At 69.7% G+C, this 19,116-nt stretch carries 16 protein-coding genes and 1 pseudogene; 11 read left to right on the plus strand and 6 right to left on the minus strand.

The window, feature by feature from the left end; genetic code table 11:
- Positions 1-8 precede the first annotated feature (8 nt).
- A complete protein-coding gene (locus tag J5226_RS08045; protein WP_215839402.1) occupies positions 9-1,139 on the minus strand; it encodes an alpha/beta fold hydrolase in 1,131 nt (376 codons plus the stop codon).
- Between the two features lie 196 nt (positions 1,140-1,335).
- Here J5226_RS08045 and J5226_RS08050 point away from each other — a divergent pair, with 196 nt between their 5' ends.
- The 5 genes and pseudogenes from J5226_RS08050 (at position 1,336) to J5226_RS08070 (ending at position 7,949) form a co-directional block, all read left to right on the plus strand.
- Positions 1,336-1,785 (plus strand): hypothetical protein, encoded by a 450-nt coding sequence (locus J5226_RS08050; RefSeq protein WP_215839404.1) that lies wholly within the window; start codon positions 1,336-1,338, stop codon positions 1,783-1,785.
- Between the two features lie 137 nt (positions 1,786-1,922).
- On the plus strand, positions 1,923-3,371 hold the full coding sequence (locus J5226_RS08055) for a hypothetical protein (protein ID WP_215839405.1): 1,449 nt from the start codon (positions 1,923-1,925) through the stop codon (positions 3,369-3,371).
- A 249-nt stretch (positions 3,372-3,620) separates the two neighbouring features.
- Positions 3,621-4,766 (plus strand): annotated as a pseudogene (mltB, locus tag J5226_RS08060) (lytic murein transglycosylase B); the annotation flags it as partial.
- A gap of 104 nt (positions 4,767-4,870) precedes the next feature.
- Complete coding sequence (locus J5226_RS08065; protein WP_215840358.1) at positions 4,871-6,511, plus strand: septal ring lytic transglycosylase RlpA family protein; 1,641 nt, start codon at positions 4,871-4,873, stop codon at positions 6,509-6,511.
- A gap of 184 nt (positions 6,512-6,695) precedes the next feature.
- The gene (locus J5226_RS08070; RefSeq protein WP_215839409.1) at positions 6,696-7,949 is read left to right on the plus strand and encodes a D-alanyl-D-alanine carboxypeptidase family protein; all 1,254 of its coding nucleotides are present in this window, start codon (positions 6,696-6,698) and stop codon (positions 7,947-7,949) included.
- Between the two features lie 169 nt (positions 7,950-8,118).
- On the opposite strand, the gene J5226_RS08075 is transcribed toward J5226_RS08070, so the two are convergent.
- The 3 genes from J5226_RS08075 to J5226_RS08085 form a co-directional block, all read right to left on the minus strand.
- A complete protein-coding gene (locus J5226_RS08075) occupies positions 8,119-9,027 on the minus strand; it encodes a hypothetical protein (protein ID WP_215839410.1) in 909 nt (302 codons plus the stop codon).
- 167 nt (positions 9,028-9,194) lie between these two features.
- A complete protein-coding gene (locus J5226_RS08080) occupies positions 9,195-9,800 on the minus strand; it encodes an HAD family hydrolase (RefSeq protein ID WP_215839411.1) in 606 nt (201 codons plus the stop codon).
- Positions 9,797-10,540: a hypothetical protein gene (locus tag J5226_RS08085; protein ID WP_215839412.1), complete on the minus strand. Its 744-nt coding sequence runs from the start codon at positions 10,538-10,540 to the stop codon at positions 9,797-9,799. The genes J5226_RS08080 and J5226_RS08085 overlap by 4 nt, the downstream gene beginning before the upstream one ends.
- Positions 10,541-10,718: 178 nt before the next feature.
- Here J5226_RS08085 and J5226_RS08090 point away from each other — a divergent pair, with 178 nt between their 5' ends.
- The 3 genes from J5226_RS08090 to lipA all read left to right on the plus strand — a co-directional run bounded on the left by J5226_RS08090 (position 10,719) and on the right by lipA (position 12,881).
- Positions 10,719-10,997: a DUF493 family protein gene (locus J5226_RS08090; RefSeq protein WP_215839413.1), complete on the plus strand. Its 279-nt coding sequence runs from the start codon at positions 10,719-10,721 to the stop codon at positions 10,995-10,997.
- A complete protein-coding gene (gene lipB, locus J5226_RS08095; RefSeq protein WP_215840359.1) occupies positions 10,997-11,680 on the plus strand; it encodes a lipoyl(octanoyl) transferase LipB in 684 nt (227 codons plus the stop codon). Before J5226_RS08090 ends, lipB begins: the two co-directional genes overlap by 1 nt.
- A gap of 163 nt (positions 11,681-11,843) precedes the next feature.
- Positions 11,844-12,881, plus strand: coding sequence for a lipoyl synthase (gene lipA / locus J5226_RS08100; protein ID WP_215839414.1), 1,038 nt, complete (start codon positions 11,844-11,846; stop codon positions 12,879-12,881).
- A gap of 88 nt (positions 12,882-12,969) precedes the next feature.
- Here the strand turns inward: lipA and J5226_RS25375 are convergent, their stop codons facing one another.
- Positions 12,970-13,371, minus strand: a complete 402-nt coding sequence (locus J5226_RS25375) for a hypothetical protein (protein ID WP_255323027.1) — start codon at positions 13,369-13,371, stop codon at positions 12,970-12,972.
- 395 nt (positions 13,372-13,766) lie between these two features.
- Here J5226_RS25375 and J5226_RS08110 point away from each other — a divergent pair, with 395 nt between their 5' ends.
- Entirely contained in the window at positions 13,767-15,980 is a 2,214-nt protein-coding gene (locus J5226_RS08110) for a carboxy terminal-processing peptidase (RefSeq protein ID WP_215839415.1), read from the plus strand.
- A 230-nt stretch (positions 15,981-16,210) separates the two neighbouring features.
- Positions 16,211-17,104: a methylated-DNA--[protein]-cysteine S-methyltransferase gene (locus J5226_RS08115; RefSeq protein WP_215839416.1), complete on the plus strand. Its 894-nt coding sequence runs from the start codon at positions 16,211-16,213 to the stop codon at positions 17,102-17,104.
- 486 nt (positions 17,105-17,590) lie between these two features.
- On the opposite strand, the gene J5226_RS08120 is transcribed toward J5226_RS08115, so the two are convergent.
- A complete protein-coding gene (locus tag J5226_RS08120; RefSeq protein ID WP_215839417.1) occupies positions 17,591-18,097 on the minus strand; it encodes an Lrp/AsnC family transcriptional regulator in 507 nt (168 codons plus the stop codon).
- A gap of 152 nt (positions 18,098-18,249) precedes the next feature.
- Between J5226_RS08120 and J5226_RS08125 the strand changes: the two genes are divergently transcribed.
- Positions 18,250-18,750, plus strand: coding sequence for a GNAT family N-acetyltransferase (locus tag J5226_RS08125; protein WP_215839418.1), 501 nt, complete (start codon positions 18,250-18,252; stop codon positions 18,748-18,750).
- Positions 18,751-19,116: the final 366 nt, after the last annotated feature.

Below are 19,116 nucleotides of genomic sequence, written 5' to 3' on the forward strand. Positions count from 1 at the left end.
GGCCGCGGTTACGGCGCCACGTCGCCGGCCTTCTGCGCATACGGCCGCGCCTTGCTCACCAGCGACAGCAGGAACTTGCCCGGTTCCTCGGTCATCGGCATGTGCGCGGAGTGCTCGAACCACACCAGATCCTTGCCCGGCGCCTTCACCTGCGCGTACCACTCGGCGGCGACATCGGAGTTGACGTTGGTGTCGTGGCGGCCCAGCAGCAGGATCAGCGGGCAATCGAGCGTCTTGTTCGCGCTGAGGTCTAGCGCCATCAATTGCGGCAGCAGGATCGGCGTGGCGAAGTCGTTGCCCTTCCACAGCCCGCGCAGTTGCTCGTCGCTGTAGTCCGGCGACAGCTTGGACAGGTCGCTGTCGGCGTCGTTGTTCTGCCGGTACGCCATCGTCCCGCCATAGTGCTGCAGCCATTTACGTTGCGCGTAGATCTGCTGGATCGTCGGCGGATGGCCCGGCGCGGCGTAGGGCGCCAGCGCTTCGAGTTCGCGCACCGCTTCGGCGTTGCCGTCGCGCTTGGCCGCGTCGAGGGTGGCGCGCCAGCCGCGGCGCTCGCTCTCGGCCGCGTCGGTGGCCTGGCCGACGCCGATGTAGGCGTGCAGCCATTGCGGATGCCGGCGCGCGGTTTCCAGGCCGAGGTAGCTGCCGTAGGAATGGCCGAGCAGGAAGATCTTGTCTTTGCCCAGATCTTTGCGCACCCAGGCGACCATTTCCTCGACGTCGGCGATCATGCGCTCGGGCGTCAGCGTGGGCTCGATCTGCGCTTGCGGCGTCAGCAGATGGGTCTTGCCGGCGGCGCGCTGGTCCCAATGCACGACGGTGAAGTATTCCTCCCAGCCGCGGCCGTTCCACCAACTCATCGGCATCGACACGTAGCCGGGGCCGCCGTGCACGACCAGCAGCACCGGGTTGCGGCGGTCGTTGCCGCGGATCGACACCCATTGGTCGATCCCGCCGATGCGCACCTTCTGGCCGCGCTCGATCCCATTGGGCGTCACGATCCGTCGCGATTCGGCGACGATGGCCACCGCTTCGGCGCGGTTGGTCGGTTTGACCGGCTTGAGCGGCGGCTCATCGGCGTGGGCGGCGCCGGCGGCCAGGGCGGCGGCGAGGACGAGGCGGCGGGCGAGGGCGTGCATGCGGGCTCCGGGCGAAGGACGGGCGATGGGAGTCCTGGATACGGCCAGGGCGGGATCGGTTTACACCGGATCGACGGCGCTTGCCCGGGCCGGCGGCGGGAACGATGATCCGGCAGTCCGAAGTCTGCCGGCCTGAGCGCGCCGATCCCGCGCTGCCGCGCATCTCGGCGCCGTCGAGCCGCCGAACGAAGAGAGCATGAGCGACGCCTTCCTCACCGCCACCGGCACCCTGCGCTACAGCCCCGCCCTGGGCAAAACCGGCCACGCGCGCCGCGACGGCGGCAGCACGCTGTGGTGGCTGATCGTGGAGTGCGATCCCGAACTCGGCCGTTATCTGCGTCATCAGTTCTTGCTCGGGCATCGCCGCACGCGGCCGTTGCAGGGGCCGCTGTGGGGCGCGCACATCTCGGTCATTCGCGACGAGCGGCCGCCGCACGAGGCTTTGTGGAAGCGCTGGGACGGGGCGACAGTCGAATTCGAGTACGACCCCGCGGTGCGCGAGACCCAGGGCTTCGTGTGGTGCCCGGTGCGTAGCGAGCGTTTGCTGGCCCTGCGCGAGGAACTCGGCTTGCCGCGCGAGCCGCAGCCGCCGTTGCATCTGACTATCGGCAACGTCAACCAACTCGGCGCGCGCGCCGCCGACTGAATCGCGGTTACGGGCGCCGAACGGGTGCGGCATCGGCGCGCACCTAGGGCCAGTCCTAATTCCGCCGTCCGCCGCGCGCGGGCAAGCTGTGCGACGCAGGGGCCGCGCCAGGACGGCGCATTCATTCAGGACGAGCCATGAGTTCTATCGACCCACGCGGCATCGACGCCGCCCGCGCGATCCAGATCGTTCGCGACAACTTCGCCGATTTCGACACCGCCAAGCCCAATTGGCTGCCGTTGCCCGACGGCAAGGTCAGCCTCGACGATTTGCGCGTGGTCGCGGCCAACGCCGAAGGCAAGTTCTCGCCGGAAGAAGCGCAGGCAGCGCAATTCCTGGTCGACAGCAAGGCCGCGCGCAGCGCGCTCGATGTCGGCGCCGGGCGCGGCGAGGTGGACGGCACGATTTCGCGCGAGGATGCCGACGGCGCGTGGAACAGCGTGCAATCCGGCGAACTCGATCAGCGCTTGCTCGATACCGCGGCCGGCCTCGGCGGCGCGGACGGCAAGTTCGGCGCCCAGGACGTCGCCGCGGCGCGCCAGGACATCGCGATTGCGCAAACGCTGAAGGATGCGTTGGGCAAGCTGCCCGACGATCTGCCCTTGCAGACGCAGGTGCAGGCCGCGCTGGCGATGCACCGCAACGCCGACGACGAACAGGCGCTGACGCAGGTCGGCACGCTGATCGATTCGCCGGCGTTCCGCGGCTTGAACGAAGACCAGCAGACGCAGGCGCTGGCCTTGTTCGGCAACAACACCGCGGTGTCGTCGGCGGCGCGCCAAAAGCTCGAAGGCCTCGATCTCAACGATACCGCGTCGCTGCGCAAGTTCATGCTGACCGAAGCGCGTCCGACCGATCTGTGGCGCGACGCTGCGCCGGATTCGGGCGTGGCCGACAGTCGGCGCAAGCCTTACGACATCAGCGGGCCGGAAACGACCGATTACGAGTTCGCGTCCGGCACCGAGCCGAACAAGAACGTCAAAGAGCCGGCGCTGAAGTACACCGTGCACGTCGATGGGCGCGAGATCGACGTGATCGTGCCGGCGAGCGAGGCGCGCGACGACGGCAAGTCGTATCCGACCGTCGATCAGATCGCCAAGGGGCTGGCCGCGCAGCCTTCGCCGTCGCTGGCGGCGACCGAGAAGGTCGTGGTCAATCCGTACACGCCGAAGGAAACCGATAAGAACGGCCAGGTCGTCGACAGCGGCGCCGACATGTACGCGACCGGCGGTTCGTTCTACGTCAATCCGCACGGCGTCGACCGCCCGCGCGTGCAGAAGGATTTCGATTTCACTTTCATGCACGAGACCGCGCATTTGGTGCGGCAGCCGAGCGGGCCGTTCGGCATTCCGATGGAGTGGAATCTGGCGGTGCAGAAGGATCAGCTGTTCTCGACCCACTACGCCGACGACCGCTACGTCGCCGACGGCGGCAGCGCGATCGATAAGGATCTGGGCATCGACCCGGGCGAGGATTTCGCCGAGGCCTACATGACGTATCACTTGGTCAAGGGCACGCCGGACGAAGCGCAGATGCGCGCGCTGATGCCGGAGCGGTTCGCGATCCTGGACCGCATGTTCGGCTGAGCGTCGCCGGCGGCAGGCCCAAGGCGGCCCGGGATCGCGCGAGCGGTTCCGGGCTGCGTCGTTGGGCGGGTCTCGGTTCGCGGTGTCCATCGCTTGGGTCGCTGCGACGCGCACGAATCCGAGCCCCGCTGTTCATCTTTCCGAGGCTCGCGAAGGCCCGCCCAATCCGCAAACCCTACATGAATAAAATCGGTTAAGTCCCGCAATGCCAAGGTTTTTGCCTTGCATTCGCGTGCTACTCTCGCGCCGATGACCCGACGCCACACCGCCCGTTGCGCCCTGTTCGGCGCGCTCACGATCGCGTTGGCCGCCTGCGCTACGCAGCCGCCGATCGCGCCCATCGCTTCCGCCCAGGCCGCACCGCCGGCCGTTCAGACGCCCGCGCCGGTCAAGCCGGCGACCCCGGTGGTCGGCACGCCCGCGCTGCCCGAGCCGGTGGTGCAGATGCCGCTGGAACAGGCCCGCGCCCAGTTCGTCGCCAACACCGCGATCCAGTACGGCCTGGAGCCGGCCTATATCGAGTCGGTGCTGGCCAAGGCGCAGATCAAGGACGGCATCATCGCGGCGATGTCGCGGCCGGCCGAGGGCAAGCCGTGGCGCGATTACCGCCCGATCTTCATCACCCAGGCGCGCATCGACGGCGGCAAGGCCTTCCTCGCCGAGCACCGCGCCCAGCTCGAGCGCGTGCAGGCGCAGACCGGCGTGCCGGCCGAGATCATCGTCGCCATCGTCGGCGTCGAGACCAGCTTCGGCAAGAACACCGGCAAGTACAGCGTGGTCGACGCGCTCTACACCTTGGCCTTCGCGTATCCGCGCAGCGGCGATCCGGCCAAGCTCGACCGCGAGAACCGCCGCGAGGCGTTCTTCCGCGGCGAGCTGGCGCAATTGTTCGCGCTGGGCAAGGAAGAGGGCATCGACATCACCACCCTGACCGGCAGCTACGCCGGCGCGATGGGCTGGGGCCAGTTCATGCCGTCGAGCTACCGCGAGTTCGCGGTGGACGGCGACAACGACGGCAAGCGCAATCTGTTCACCGATCTGGACGACGTGTTCGCCTCGGTCGCCAATTACTTCGTCAAGAAGGGCGGCTGGGTGCGCGGCGGCCCGGTGGTGGCGCGCGCCGAGCGCGCTGCGACCGCGGCGGATTTCGCGCCGGAGAGCATGGACCCGGTGTATTCGCTCAAGGACCTGGCCGCGCGCGGCTATCGTCCGCTGACCCCGGTGGCGCCGAGCGAGACCGCGACGCTGCTGAATCTCGACGGGGTGAACGGTCCCGAATATTGGCTCGGTTTCCGCAACTTCTACGCGATCACCCGCTACAACATCTCCAAGCATTACGGCATGGCGGTGTATCAGTTGGCGGAGGCGATCGCCGGACGGGAGAATCCCTTGGCCACTGCGACCGCACCCAGCGCTCCTGCCGCGACCGCCGCTCCGGCGGCGACGGCGAAACCCCAGGCGCCGCGCCCGTGAGCGCGGCCGGCCCGAAGCGGCCGTCGATCGAATGGATCGCACGGCTGGTCGTCGCCGCGCTGCCGCTGGCCCTCGCGGCCTGCGCCAGTTCTCCCAAGAAATCCAGTTCCGAGGCGCTCGCGCTGCCCGACCGCGACCGCGTGCACAGCTCGACCCTGGCGCACGGCGGCGGGCGCAAGAAATCGCCGTACGCGGCGGCCCAGGAAGACCTCAGCAAGCGCGGCAACTACAAGGCCGGCGGGCTGTACGCGCCGGGGGTGAAGGACAGCACGCCGGATTACATTCCCGACGTGGATGCGATCCCCGAACCCGAAGTGGTGGCCGAGGCGCGTTCGCAGTTCGGCAACCGCTCGCCGTACGTGGTGCTGGGCAAGACCTACAAAGTGCTCGACTCGCACGACGATTACGTCGAGACCGGCACGGCGTCGTACTACGGCCAGAAATTCCACGGCCGCCGCACCTCTAATCTGGAGGTGTACGACATGTTCGCCTTCACCGCCGCGCACAAGTCGCTGCCGCTGCCGAGCTTCGCCCGGGTCACCAATCTGGACAACGGCAAGTCGGTGACGGTGCGGGTCAACGACCGCGGGCCGTTCCACGACGACCGCGTGATCGATCTGAGCTACGCGGCCGCGGTCAAGCTGGGCATCACCCAGCGCGGCACCGGCCGGGTCGAGGTGCGCGCGCTGCATCCGGGCGAGGCGGCGCCGCCGGTGTACGCCAGCGCGGCCAACAATCCGCCGCCGGCGCCCGCGCCGGCGAAGACGCCGAGCGCGATGGACCGCTTGGTCTCGGCGATGCCGATCGCCAGCGCCAACGCCGGCGAACTGCCGCCGGGCGTGCGCATCGCCACCGGCAAGCCGGCACCGATGAACGCGGGCGCGGCCGCCGCGCCGGTCAAGACCACCGTCGCCACCGGCAAGCCGGCCCCCGTGGCCGCGCCCGAGCCGGTCAAGACCACGGTCGCCACCGGGCAGCCGGCGCCGGTCAAAACCACGGTCGCGACCGGCCAGCCGGCCGCCGCGCTGGCCTCGACCGGCAAGCCCGGCCCGCACGACTACCGCTTCGACATGATGCAGAACGGCAAGTCGATGACGGCCGACGAGTTCGACGCCTGGATGAAGTCGCGGCAAGTGCGCGTGGCGACCGGCAAGGCCGTCGCCGTGGCGCCGCCCAAGCCGCTGACCAAGGCCGAGAAGCGCGCCCTGGAGAAGCAGCAGCGCGAGCAGCAGAAGTTGCTGGCCAAGCAGCAGAAGGACCAGCAGCGCGCCCTGGCCGAGGCCGAAAAGGCCGCCAAGAAGGCCGGCCAGACCGCGCCGGCCACGGCCGTCGCCGCGGCTGCGGACACCCGCTTGCCCGCGCCGCCGGCCGCGCCGCCGCCGCCGACTCCGGCCAAGGCCGCCGCGGTGGTCGCCGCCAACACCCCGTCCGCCGGCGACGTGACCCTGCAGGTGGCCAGTTTCTCCGCCCGCGGCAACGCCGACCGCGCCCTGGGCATGCTGCGCGGCGCCGGCATCGCCGCGGCCAAGCTGCTCGACGGCAACGCCGCCAACGGCCAGAAAATCTGGCGTCTGCGGGTCGGCCCGCTGCAGGCCGACGCCGCGCCGGAACTTGCCGCCCGCATCGTCGGTCTGGGTTTCGGCCAGCCGCAACGCGTGCGCGACTGAACCTCCGCCGCCGGCCGAAACCGCCGGCGGCTGCAAGCGCCGCGCATCTCAGGCACGATGCACGGCTCGCGGACCGCAGCAGGAAGGCACGGTCCGGCCACTTTCGACGGTGGCCGCCAGGACGGCGGCGCCGACCTCCAAGCCTTGCGGCCGGCACGGTACCGGTCCCGGAGACTGTTCAACGATGAGTTACCGCTTCACCCCGCGCGCGGCCGCCTTCGCCGCGCTGGCCTCGGCCTTCCTCGCCACCGCCGTCGCCGGCCTGGCTTCCGCTCAGGCGCCCGCCGCCAAGCCCGCCGCCGCCGCCGCCGCTCCGGCCGCCGCGCAGCCGCCGGCCAGCGACGCGCTGCCGGTCCCGCCGCCGCCGCAGATCGCCGGCACCGCTTGGGTGCTGATGGACGCCGCCAGCGGCAACATCCTCGCCAGCAACAACCCCGACATGCGGGTCGAGCCGGCCAGCATCACCAAGGTCATGACCAGCTATGTGATCGCCGCCGAAATGGCCGGCGGCAAGGTCAAGGACACCGATCAGGTGATGATGACCGAGAACGCCTGGCGCAAGGGCGGCGCGGCCACCGACGGCAGCTACTCCGGTTTCGCGGTCAACCAGACCGCGCCGCTGGTGGAGATGGAAAAGGGCATGGTGGTGCAGTCCGGCAACGACGCCGCGATCGCCCTGGCCGAGCACGTGGCCGGCAGCGAAGACGCCTTCGCCGCGCTGATGAACCAGTACGCCGCGCGCATCGGTCTGAAGAACAGCCACTTCATGAACCCGCACGGGCTGTCGCAGGAGAACCACTACTCCACCGCGCACGATCTGGCCCTGCTCGGCCGCGCGCTGATCCACGACTTCCCGGTCGCGTACTCGTACAACAAGATCAAGGAACTCAAGGTCGGGCCGATCACCCAGCCCAACCGCAACCTATTGCTGTGGCGCGATTCCTCGGTCGACGGCATCAAGACCGGCCACCACTCCAAGGCCGGTTACTGCCTGATGGCTTCGGCCATGCGCGGCGACCAGCGCCTGATCTCGGTGGTGATGGGCTCGAGCTCCGAGGCCCAGCGCGCCAGCGACAGCCAGGCGCTGCTGAACTGGGGCTTCCGCTTCTTCGAGACCCACAAGCTCTACGACGCCGGCAAGGCCGTCGCCAAGCAGAAGGTCTGGAAGGGCCAGTCCGCCGAAGTGCAGCTCGGCGTCGCCGAGCCGCTGCTGGTGACGGTGCCGCGCGGCAAGTACCCGCAGCTCAAGCCGAGCATGGACGTGCCCAAGACCCTGGTCGCGCCGATCAAGAAGGGCCAGGCCATCGGTTCGGTCAAGGTCATGCTCGACGGCAAGGTGGTCTCGCAGCGCCCGCTGGTCGCGCTGGCCGCGGTCGAGGAAGGCGGGTTCTTCAAGCGGCTGTGGGACGAGTTTTGGATGTGGTGGGAATCGGAGTAAGGCTCCCGCGCATCGACGAAAAAGGCCGGCATTCGCCGGCCTTTTTCATGCGCGGAAGGAAGTGGGTGGGTAGAGGCTAGGAGTTAGCGGATAGGAGTTAGGAGATAGCAAGAGCTTGCGGGCAACCGCTTCTCTATCTCCTAACTCCTATCCGCTAACTCCTAGCGCTTCAGCGTTTGGCCGCCGGCAACTTGGCCAGCATCGCACCGCGGAACTTCGTTGCCAGCGCGTGGAACCCGGCCTCGGTCGGGTGCATCTCGTCGAACCACTGCGCCGGCTGGGTCAGCGTGCCGCGCAGATCGACGTAATCGAAGGTCGCGGCGAAGCGCGGGTCGGCCTTGAGCGTGCGCAGCACGTTCTGCTCGAAGCCGTCGATCAGCAGGCGCGCGAACTTCGGACGCTCGGCTTCGACGATGCCCAGGATGTTCGGCCCGATCCACGGCCCCACGCTTTTCTTCAGCAGCGCGGCCACGCCGAGGTTGCCCGGCGTCAGCGCGCCGGGTTGGCCGATCAGCCGCGGATAGTCGTAGGAATGCGCCAGCACCGGCACGCCCGGGCGCGCCGCGATCGCCGCTTGCAGGAACAGCGCATAGGCCTTGCGCACGGTTTCGTACTTGCCGCTGTCGAGCACGAGTTGGAACGCCGCCTGCGCGCTGAGCCCGGTGCGGTTGCCGAGGGTGCGCTTGAGGAAGCTGTCGACGAAATCGTTGCCGCCGGCGCTGAGCAGGATCAGGTCGAAGTCGAACTTGGAATACCAGCCGATCAGGTCGTCGATATTGTCGCGCACAAACATCGAACGCTTGGGATCGTCGGGATTGCGCGAGGCGTGGTCGCCGCTGTGTTCGGCGCGGAAGAACAAACCGCCGTTGCCGAGCAGCGGCACGCCGCGCGCCTCGTCGTCCGGCGCGGGCGAGACGATCCAGTCGAGCAGGTTCATCGCCAGCGGCGTGGAGAACCACGAATCGCCTTCGCAGAACACCACCGGCGTGCGCGCCAGCACGCCGGCGTGCTTGAGCTGCTGGTACAGCGCGCGGAACTGGCCGCGCAAGGGCAGGGCGACGGACTGGCTGGGGGGCATGGCCGGGCTCCGGGAGCGGGACGATGCGCCAATTTAGCGCGCTTCTTGCGCACGAATTGAGACCGGCCCGTTGCAACGGAAAGCCCCTGTAAGAGCGGCGTAAGCCGCGACCGCGACCTCCGGCCTACGACGCAAGCGAGGTGTCGCGGTCGCGGCTTACGCCGCTCCTACACGGGCTCCGGGACGCTTTCGACGGCGCGCTCGCGCCAGCGCCGCTTCTCGATCTTGCGCACGTTCGCCTCGCCCGCCAGGGCGTCGAGGTAGGGAATCAGCTGCAGCAATTCGTCGTCGTGCGGATCCTCGCCGAGGTATTCGCTGACGCACACCAGGTTGCCGTAGTTCTGCGCGTGCTTGCTCGGCGTGTCGTCGATGGCGAGCAGGCGTTCGAGCCGATATCCGTGGGATTTGAGCTTGTGCAGGCGCTTGCGGTTGAGGTATTCGCCGGTGCTCCAGTCGCGGCTCAGCGAGCAGCGTTCGCTCGACCACAAAAAGCGCAGCGCTCCGGGTGGAAACAGCGCGGCGCAGACGGCTTCGGCGTAGAGGCGGCCCGAGGAGGTCCACACGCCGACGTCGTAACGCGCCAGCACGTGGTCGAGGAAGGTCTGCAGGTGCGGGCGGCGGTAGACGTGGTAGCCGACCGCGCGGAAATCGGCGCGGCGGTCGAGTTCGACATCGCTGGCGTAGAGCAGGGTTTCGTCGAGGTCGAGCATCAGCGCGAGGCGGTCGCCGCTGGGCGGCGCGGGGCGGTCGCGGGACGCGGCGCGGCGGTTCATGGCGCGGCGCCCGCAGGCGTCGGCGCGCTCGCAGGCGTCGGCGCGACCGCGCGCGCCTGCCGCCACAGCGCATCGAGCAGCGGCCACGCGTTGCGGTCGCAGGCGCGGTCGCGGGCGTAGTAGCGGCCGTCGACGCAGGCCTCGAAGAACGCTTGGCGCAAGCGATGGCGGTCGGCGCAGAACACCGCGCTGCGCTGCGGCGCCGACCACAGCTCCGGCGCGTCCAGGGCCGCGCGCAGCGGCGCCAGCGCGGCCAGCGGCAGTTCGCGTTCGGCCGCGCCCACGCCGGGCGCGAGCGCTCGCAGGCGGGCGCGCTCGCCGGACACCTCGATGTCGAGCCGCCACGCGCTCTGGCCGGGCCCGCCGAGCAGCAGGGCGTAGCGTTCCTCCATCGGCGCCTCGTCGTCGTCCGGCAGCGCCGGCGGGCGGGCGAAATCCGGCGGCAGGCGCTCGGGCTCGACCTCGTCGGCGCCGCAGGCGGCGGCCAGCGCGGGCCGGCCGGCGGGGGCGGCTTGCGCGGATTTGCGCAGCAGCTCGCGGATGTCCGGGTCGGTCGCGTCCATCGGCGCCGGCGGCAGCGCGATCCAGCCGGCGCGCTCGGGCCGGCGCAGCGTCGGCACGGCCACCGCCAGCGCGGCGGCGAACAGCAGCAGGGCGAGCAGGGTGGGCGCCTTGGGGCGGATCGAGTGCTGGCGGTCGCGCGGGCCCATCGTGGCCTGAGTGGCGGAAGCGGAGCGCACCACGTTAACGGTTGTCGCGCCGTTGCGGCAGACGCCGCCGCGAGCGCGCCGCGCCCCGGTTCATGCCGAATTTGGCGGTTGGATCTGGCGGCTGGCGGCGCCCGCGTTCCACCGCTGCAATGCCGGCGTCCCGCCGCCGCGCTTGGGTTGCCCTGGCGGCGGACCCATAATGACGGCCATGGACATCCATTCCGACAACCCCGATCACGGCTTCCAATTCCCCGGCACCTTCGAGCTCAGCGCGATGGGCTCGGCCGAGGCCGGCCTGGAACGCGAGCTGCCCAAGCGCCTGCTCGAGGCCGGGATCGACGTGGAAACCGAAACCATCCAGTGGAAGCAGTCCTCGACCGGCAAGTACGTGTCGGTGCGGATCACCTTCCGCGCCGCCGACCGCGCGCAGTACGACCTGGCCCATCAGGTCCTGCGCGATCACCCGGAAGTGAAGTGGACGCTGTAATCGACGCCGTCGCCGACGTGTTCGGCGGTCCGTCCGCGCCGCCGCGCGCGCAACTGCGCGAACTCGGCCGCCAGCCCTACGAGCCGGTATGGCGGGCGATGCAGGCCTTCACCGACGCGCGCACCGCCGACACGCCCGACGAACTGTGGCTGGTCGAGCACGACCCGGTGTTCACCCTCGGCCAGGCCGGCAAGGACGAACACGTGCTGATGCCGGGCGATATCCCGGTGATCCACGTCGATCGCGGCGGGCAAGTGACCTACCACGGCCCCGGCCAGATCGTGCTGTACCCGCTGCTGGACCTGCGCCGGCTCAAGGTCGGCGTGCGCGAGTACGTGGACCGGATCGAGCAGGCGACCATCGACACCCTGGCCGAATGGAACATCGAAGGCGCGCGCCGCGACGGCGCCCCGGGCGTGTACGTGGCCGGCGCCAAGGTCATGGCCCTGGGCATCCGCGTGCGCCGCGGCTGCACTTTCCACGGGCTGGCGTTCAACATCGCGATGGATTTGTCGCCGTACCAGCGCATCAATCCCTGCGGTTACCAGGGGCTGCGGGTGACCTCGGTGCTAGACTTGGGCGGCCCCTCGGGCATGGACCAGGTCAAGCCGGTGCTGGTCGCGCAGATCGCGCGCCAGTTCGGTTTGAGCGTCGAGGATGCGGCGCCGTTGAATTTCGGTTGACCGTTTTTCCTTCTCCCGCCCAGCGGGAGTGGGTGCCCGAAGGGCGGATGAGGGCGCATGAATCCGCCCGGCGCCGCGACACCGCAGGCCGCCGAAAGCCCCTCACCCCGGCCCTCTCCCACACCCGGGAGAGGGAGTCCAACGAATCAGAGCCGAAGCACACATGAGCGACACCGCGACCAAGACCATCCCGCTCACCGTCGTCGGCGCGGCCGATCCGGTCGCGGCCCCGGCGGTGCTGCAGTCCACGACGATGACGCCGGGCGCCAAACAGCTCGGCGGCGACAAGATCAACCGCTCGCCGGTGCAGTTCGCCGACGCGCCGGTGCTGCGCAAGCCCTCGTGGATCCGCGTGCGCATCCCCTCGGGCAACTCGGTCGCCCAGCTCAAGGCCAAGCTGCGCGAGAACCGTCTGGTGACGGTGTGCGAGGAAGCCAGCTGCCCGAACATCCACGAGTGCTTCGGCCACGGCACCGCGACCTTCATGATCCTCGGCGAGGTCTGCACCCGCCGCTGCTCGTTCTGCGACGTCGCCCACGGCCGGCCCAAGCCGCCGGATCCGCAGGAGCCGATCAACCTGGCCAACACCGTCGCCGACATGGGCCTGAAGTACGTGGTGGTCACCAGCGTCGACCGCGACGACCTGCGCGACGGCGGCGCCCAGCACTTCGTCGACTGCATCGCCGCGATCCGCGCGCAGAGCCCGCGCACCAAGATCGAAGTGCTGACCCCGGACTTCCGCGGCAAGGGCCGTATGGAACGCGCGCTGGAAATCCTGGCGAACAATCCGCCGGACGTGTTCAACCACAACGTCGAGACCGTGCCGGACCTGTACGCCAACGTGCGTCCGGGCGCCGATTACCAGTGGTCGCTGACCCTGCTGCAGAAGTTCAAGGCGCAGCATCCGGAGGTGGCGACCAAGTCCGGCATCATGCTCGGCCTGGGCGAAACCATGGAGCAGGTGCAGGCGACCTTGCGCGACCTGCGCGCGCACGACGTCGACATGATCACCATCGGCCAGTACCTGCAGCCGACCGCGCACCACCACCCGGTGCTGCGCTACTGGACGCCGGAAGAGTTCAAGGAACTCGAGGTCTACGGCATGTCGCTGGGCTTCACCCACGTCGCCTCCGGCCCGCTGGTGCGTTCGTCGTACCACGCCGACCGTCAGGCCATCGACGCCGGGTTCGCGCAGGCCTGAGCCGCGCTGGCGCCGCGAGCGGCGATGCGAAAAAGCCGGCGCTTGCGCCGGCTTTTTTTTCGCTGCGCGGCGCGAACGCGCGTCGCGCTTACGGCGCCGGGGCGAGTTGGAATTCGACCGTGTCCTTGACGCCCGGGTATTTGCGCTTGAGCAGCAGGCGACCGTCGCGGCCGATGCAGCGTCCGTCCGGAGAGCCTTCGACATAGGGTTCGGCGACGAAATAAGTCTCGGGATCGAAGCGCATCGAGCGTCCCGCATCGGCGAATTTCAATTCCAATTGCTGCGCGCGTTCGAAGCACAGCTGCCGCCAATCGAAGTCGGTGAGCCGCGCCGCCTCGACCACGGCCGAATCGCGGCCTTCGAGTCGGCGCGCGACCTGTTCGGCGAAATAGCGCCGGTGCGCGTCGCCGCGCGAATCGGCGCAGCCGCCGAGCAGGCTGGCGCTAAGGACGGCGAGGGCGGCGAGGGCGGCGAGGCGGGCAGGGCGCATGGCGGGGCGGTGAGCGGAGGTGAGGCGGCGCGTTCGCGGCGTCGCGGCGGTTCGGGTCGGACGGGTTCGGTTCGCGCGGCAGGCGCACGCAAAACGCGCCGGCGACAGGCCGGCCGCAGTTTGCCCGACGCCAACATAGGCCGGCCCCGATGGGGCGGCAAGCGCGCTGTGCGGGCGCCCGCCGCGGTCCCGCGACCGCCGCCGAAACGCCCGCCGCCGCGCGCCCGCGACCGCTCACGGCGGCAATCTGAACCGGATTCACCCCTGCAACGCGCATTTGCGCCGGGCCGCGTGACAGGGCCGGCAACTTTCGGCACTGTGGTCTTGTCCAAGTCCGCACCATCCTCCTGCTGCAACCGCCAAGTCCGGCTCCCCCGGCCGGGAAGACCCTCGCGATGACCTCCAAGAACACGCGTGCCCTGACCCTGTTCGCAGGCCTGCTGCTCACCGCTCCGCTGGCCTTGCTGGCGCGGCCCGACGGCGCGGCGGCCTCGAATTCCGTTTCGACCCTGCCCAGCGCGCCCACCGCCGACCAGACCACGGCGGCCAAGCTCGTCTACGGCCTGCTCTCCGACAGCCGCTACGCCTACCGGCCGCGCGCGCTCGACGACGCGCTGTCGGCCGACATGTACAAGCGCTATCTCGAATCGCTCGATCCGAACAAGCAATTCTTCAGCGCCGCCGACATCGGCCGCTTCGACGCGTTCAAGACCAAGCTCGACGACGCGATCAAGAGCGGCGATCTGACTCCGGCGTACACCATCTTCAGCACCTACCGCCAGCGCGTCGACGAACGCGTCGCCTACGCGCGCGGCCTGCTCAAGCAGACCGGCAACTTCGAGTTCACCGGCAACGAGCGCTACGAGTACGACCGCAAGGAAGCGCCGTGGCCCGCCGACACCGCCGCGGTCGACGCGCTGTGGAAGCAGTCGGTGCGCAACGACTGGCTGCGCCTGAAGCTCGCCGGCAAGAAGCCCGAGGACATCGCCAAGACGCTGGACAAGCGCTACGCGAACATGGCCAAGAGCATCGGCGAGCTCAAGGGCGAGGACGTGTTCCAGACCTTCGTCAACAGCTACGCCAACGCGATCGATCCGCACACCGACTACCTCACGCCGAAGTCGGCCGACAACTTCAACATGACCATGTCGCTGTCGCTCGACGGCATCGGCGCGCAGCTGCAGAAGCAGGACGATGTGGTCGCGATCCGCGAGATCATCCCCGGCGGCCCGGCCGCGCGCAGCCATCTGGTCAAGCCCGGCGACCGCATCGTCGGCGTCGGCCAGGGCGACAGCGGGCAGATGGAGGACGTGATCGGCTGGCGCATCGACGACGTCGTCGCCAAGATCCGCGGCCCCAAGGGCACCAAGGTGCGCCTGGACGTGATCCCGGCCGAAGCCGGTCAGGACAGCAAGCCCAACCGCATCGTGCTGGTGCGCGACAAGGTGCGCCTGGAAGAACAGGCCGCCAAGTCGGAAATCATCGACATTCCCGCGGCCGGCGACGGCCCGGCCAAGCGCATCGGCGTGATCAAGCTGCCGGGCTTCTATCAGGACTTCGAAGGCCGCCGCAAGAACGCCAACGACTATGCCTCGGCCACCCGCGACGTCGCCAAGCTGCTGGTCAAGCTGCGCGCCGACAAGGTCGACGGTGTGGTGCTGGACCTGCGCAACAACGGCGGCGGTTCGCTCAACGAAGCCATCGAGCTCACCGGTCTGTTCATCGACCGCGGCCCGGTGGTGCAGGTGCGCGAATCCGGCGGCCGGGTCAGCGTGGAAGGCGACAGCGACAACGGCATCGCCTGGGAAGGCCCGCTGGCGGTGCTGATCAACCGCGGTTCGGCCTCGGCTTCGGAAATCTTCGCCGGCGCCATCCAGGACTACGGCCGCGGCCTCGTCATCGGCGAAACCAGCTTCGGCAAGGGCACGGTGCAGAACCTGGTCGATCTGGACCGCTGGCCGGCCAACGAGACCGCGCGCTTCGGTCAGGTCAAGCTGACCATCGCCCAGTTCTTCCGCGTCAGCGGCGGCTCGACCCAGAACAAGGGCGTGGTGCCCGACCTCGCCTTCCCGGTGTCGGTCGACGCCACCGAGTACGGCGAGAGCACCTACGACAACGCGCTGCCGTGGACCAAGATCGCCGCCGTGCAGCACACCAGCTACGGCAACTTCGCGCCGTTGCTGCCGAAGCTGGAAACCCTGCACAGCTCGCGCATCGCCGGCGACAAGGAATTCCAGTGGTGGTCGCAGGACGTGGCGCAGTTCCGCGAAGAGCGCGCCAAGAAGTGGATCTCGCTCAACGAGGCCGACCGCCGCGCCGAGCGCGACCGCGAGGACGCCAAGCGCAAGCAGCGTCAGGACGAGCGCAAGCAGCTCGGCTTGGCCCTGGATCCGCTGGCCGACGATTCCAACGACGACGGCTTGGCTTCGTCCGAGCGCGACATCGTCAAGGACGCGGCGCGCGAGAAGCTGGCCGACAAGCGTCCGGACCCGCTGCTGCGCGAATCGGCCACGATCCTGGCCGACGCGGTGCGCCTGCTCAACAACGACCGTCAGCTCTCGGCGCAGGTGCTGCCGACCGCGACGCGGCCGGGGCATTGGGCCGACTGAGCCTCGCCGGGTTTTCGCTGCACGGAAAGCGCGCCTCTCGGCGCGCTTTCTTTTTGCCCGCGACGAAAGCGTCGGAGCATGCCTGTAGGAGCGGCGTAAGCCGCGACCGCTCCCTGCCAATCTCGCGCCGCAAGCCGCGCAGAGCGAAACCCGAAGCTCATTCGCCAAGGAAAACCCCCGCCCACAAGATGCGGATAGCGACCCCGCCCGCACCGGCCTAGTCTTGCCCTATGAACGCCAAATCCCCCCTGCGCAAGTCCGGTCCCGGCGCCGCCGCTCAGACGGCCGCCGGCGAATCCCTCCACGCCGCCCCCGCCGACAAGCTCGAGCGCGCACGGCAACTGCTCGACGGCGGCGAACTGTCGCTGACCGAGTTGTCGGCCGCGGTCGGCCTCAGCCCCTCGCACCTGCAGCGCCGCTTCAGCGCGCGCTTCGGCCTGAGCCCGGCCGAGTACCTCGCCCAGCGCAAGCTCGGCAGCCTGCGCAGCGCGCTGCGCGACGGCAACGACGTCAGCGCCGCGCTCTACGACGCCGGCTACGGCTCGCCCTCGCGCGTGTACGAGGCGGGCGCGGCGCGACTGGGCATGACGCCGGCGCGCTACCGCGCGGGCGGCGAGGGCGAGCAGATCCGCTGGAGCGTCACCCGCACCGCGCTCGGCCTGGCGTTGGTGGCGACCACCGCGCGCGGCATCTGCATGGTCGAACTCGGCGACGACGCGGCGGCGTTGGAAGCGCGGCTGCGCGACGAATTCCCGCGCGCGTCGCTGGAGCGCGTGGACGCCGGCCGCGACGAATTCCTCGCCCCGCGCGTGCAGGCCGTGGCCGACACCCTCGGCGGCGGCGAGCGCGAGGTGCCGGTGGATCTGATCGGTACCGCGTTCCAAAAGAAGGTGTGGGACGCGCTGATGAAGATCCCACCGGGGCAGACCCGCAGCTACGAAGAAGTGGCGCGGCAGATCGGCTCGCCGCGTGGTGCGCGCGCGGTGGCGCAAGCCTGCGCGAACAACAAGGTGGCGGTGGTGGTGCCGTGCCATCGCGTGGTGCGCGGCGATGGGTCGCTGGGCGGGTATCGCTGGGGGCTGCCGTTGAAGGAGAAGCTCTTGCAGCGCGAGCGGGCGGCTTGAGGGGCGCGTCGTATGGCGCCGCGATTGGTTTCGCGATGCTGCGAGTTGCGTCGCGCCGCGACAGTGGGGTTGCGGCGCGAGAGTGAAACGGCGCGGTCGCGGCTTGCGCCGCTCCTACAGGGGGATTGCGTGGCTTGCGGTTGAGTCGGGCGACGGCGAAGTCGTGTCGGCGCAAGCTGAGGCCGATCCGGCCGAAGCCGCTGTAGGAGCGGCGTGAGCCGCGACCGCGGCATTCGGGTTGCGGCGCGAGTTCGAAGCAGCGCGGTCGCGGCTCACGCCGCTCCTACGGGAAGGTTGCGCTGCGATGGAATCGGGCGACGACGACGCTGCGCCGGCGCAAGAAGAGGCCGATCCGGCCGAAGCCGCTGTAGGAGCGGCGCGAGCCGCGACCGCGACATTCGGGTTGCGGCGCGAATTTGAAGCAGCGCGGTCGCGGCTCACGCCGCTCCTACCGACAGCGGCAGCGGCCGCGGCTCGAACTGCCCCTCAACCGCCACGCCGCTTGCGCGCCGCGCGCGGCGCATCGCGCGTGGGCAGTTCCAGTCCGTGCTTGACCACGTCGAACACGAGGTGGGTGTCGTAGCGCTTGACGTTGCCTTCGTCGAGGAACAAGCGGTCCACCACCTGCCGGCAGTGGGCGACGCCGGTGGTGGCCAGGATCACCAGGTAATCCCATTCGCCGGCCAGCGTGTAACACTGCTGCACCTCCGGCGCGGCGCGCACGCGGGCGTGGAAGGCGGCGTTGCCTTCGGCGGATTCGCGTTCCATGGTGACCCACACCGCGGCCAGGGTGCTGCCCAGGGCCATCGGGTCGAGCACGGCGACCTGACGCATCAGGCCGTCCTGGCGATAGCGGGTCATGCGGCGCTGGACCGCGCTCGGCGACAGGCCGACCGCATCGCCGAGCTCGCTCAGGGTCGCCGAGGCGTCGTGTTGGAGCAGCTCGAGCAGCTTGTGATCGAATTCGTCCAGGACCAGGGGGGCAACGTTCATGCAAGATTTTTGCGTCCCTGCGGGAAAATTTTCAACCGCAATTTGACTGACATCGATACGCTATTCTTGCTCCGGCGGCGCCAAGAATTTTTAGGTGCCGGCGCGATCCCCCCGACCCCTCAAGAACGGACGCCCCCGGGATGTCCCGGTACGTGACGCAAGCCGCTGTACCCGAGCAGATCGGCGAGATTTTGGCGCTGATCCGCGAACATGGGCCCAATCCCTGGAACTACCTGCCCGAGCAGGAGCTCGCCGCGCACTTGGCGGGGATCCGGCGTGGGCGCACCCAGGCGATGGTCGCGCTGGCCGGCGGCGAAATCGTGGCGGTAGTCACGTTCGAGCCGAGCGACGCCTTCCATCGCTATCAGCCGGCCGGGCGCGAGATCGCCTGGCAGGGCCATGTCGGCGAGGCGGTGGTGCATCGCGGCCACCGCGCGCAGGGGCTGGGTTCGCGCCTGCTGGAATTGGCGGTGGCGCGGATGCGCGCGATGGGGCTGCGCGAGATCTACATCGAGCGTCACGAAGACAACGAAGGATCGGCCGGGATGATGCGCAAGGCCGGCTTTGAGGTGATCGACGTGTACGACGACCCGCGCCGGCGCGTGGTCGGCAGCGGCCGCACCAGCGTGTCGCGGTTTCTCGCGCGGGAGTGAGCGCGGCGGCCGGCGCGCGCGATCGGATCGCGCGGGCGGGCGGGCGGCGGCGACGGCACGGGATCGGCGCTTGAAGCGCGGTCGATGCGGACCGCGTAACCGGCACGGACGGGGCTAGCGCGAACCGGCTCGCACCACGAACCGGGACGCAGGGGCGTCGAAGGATGCGACGGCGGCCTCCAGGCGGCGATCCACGGGCTTCGCGCCCGCGGCCGCGCCCGTCGCGCAGGGACGCCGACGCGCGGGACGCGCGGTCGCGAGCGGATGCGCGAGGACCGCGCGAAGCCAGCCGGCGCGCACGGACCGCGCGGACTCAAGATTGTTTACACACTGACTCAAGTTTTTCTCGCTCCCGCCGCGGCCGCG

Origin of the sequence: Lysobacter sp. K5869 (genome assembly GCF_018847975.1) — a bacterium.
In the GTDB taxonomy this organism is placed as follows: Bacteria; Pseudomonadota; Gammaproteobacteria; order Xanthomonadales; family Xanthomonadaceae; genus Lysobacter.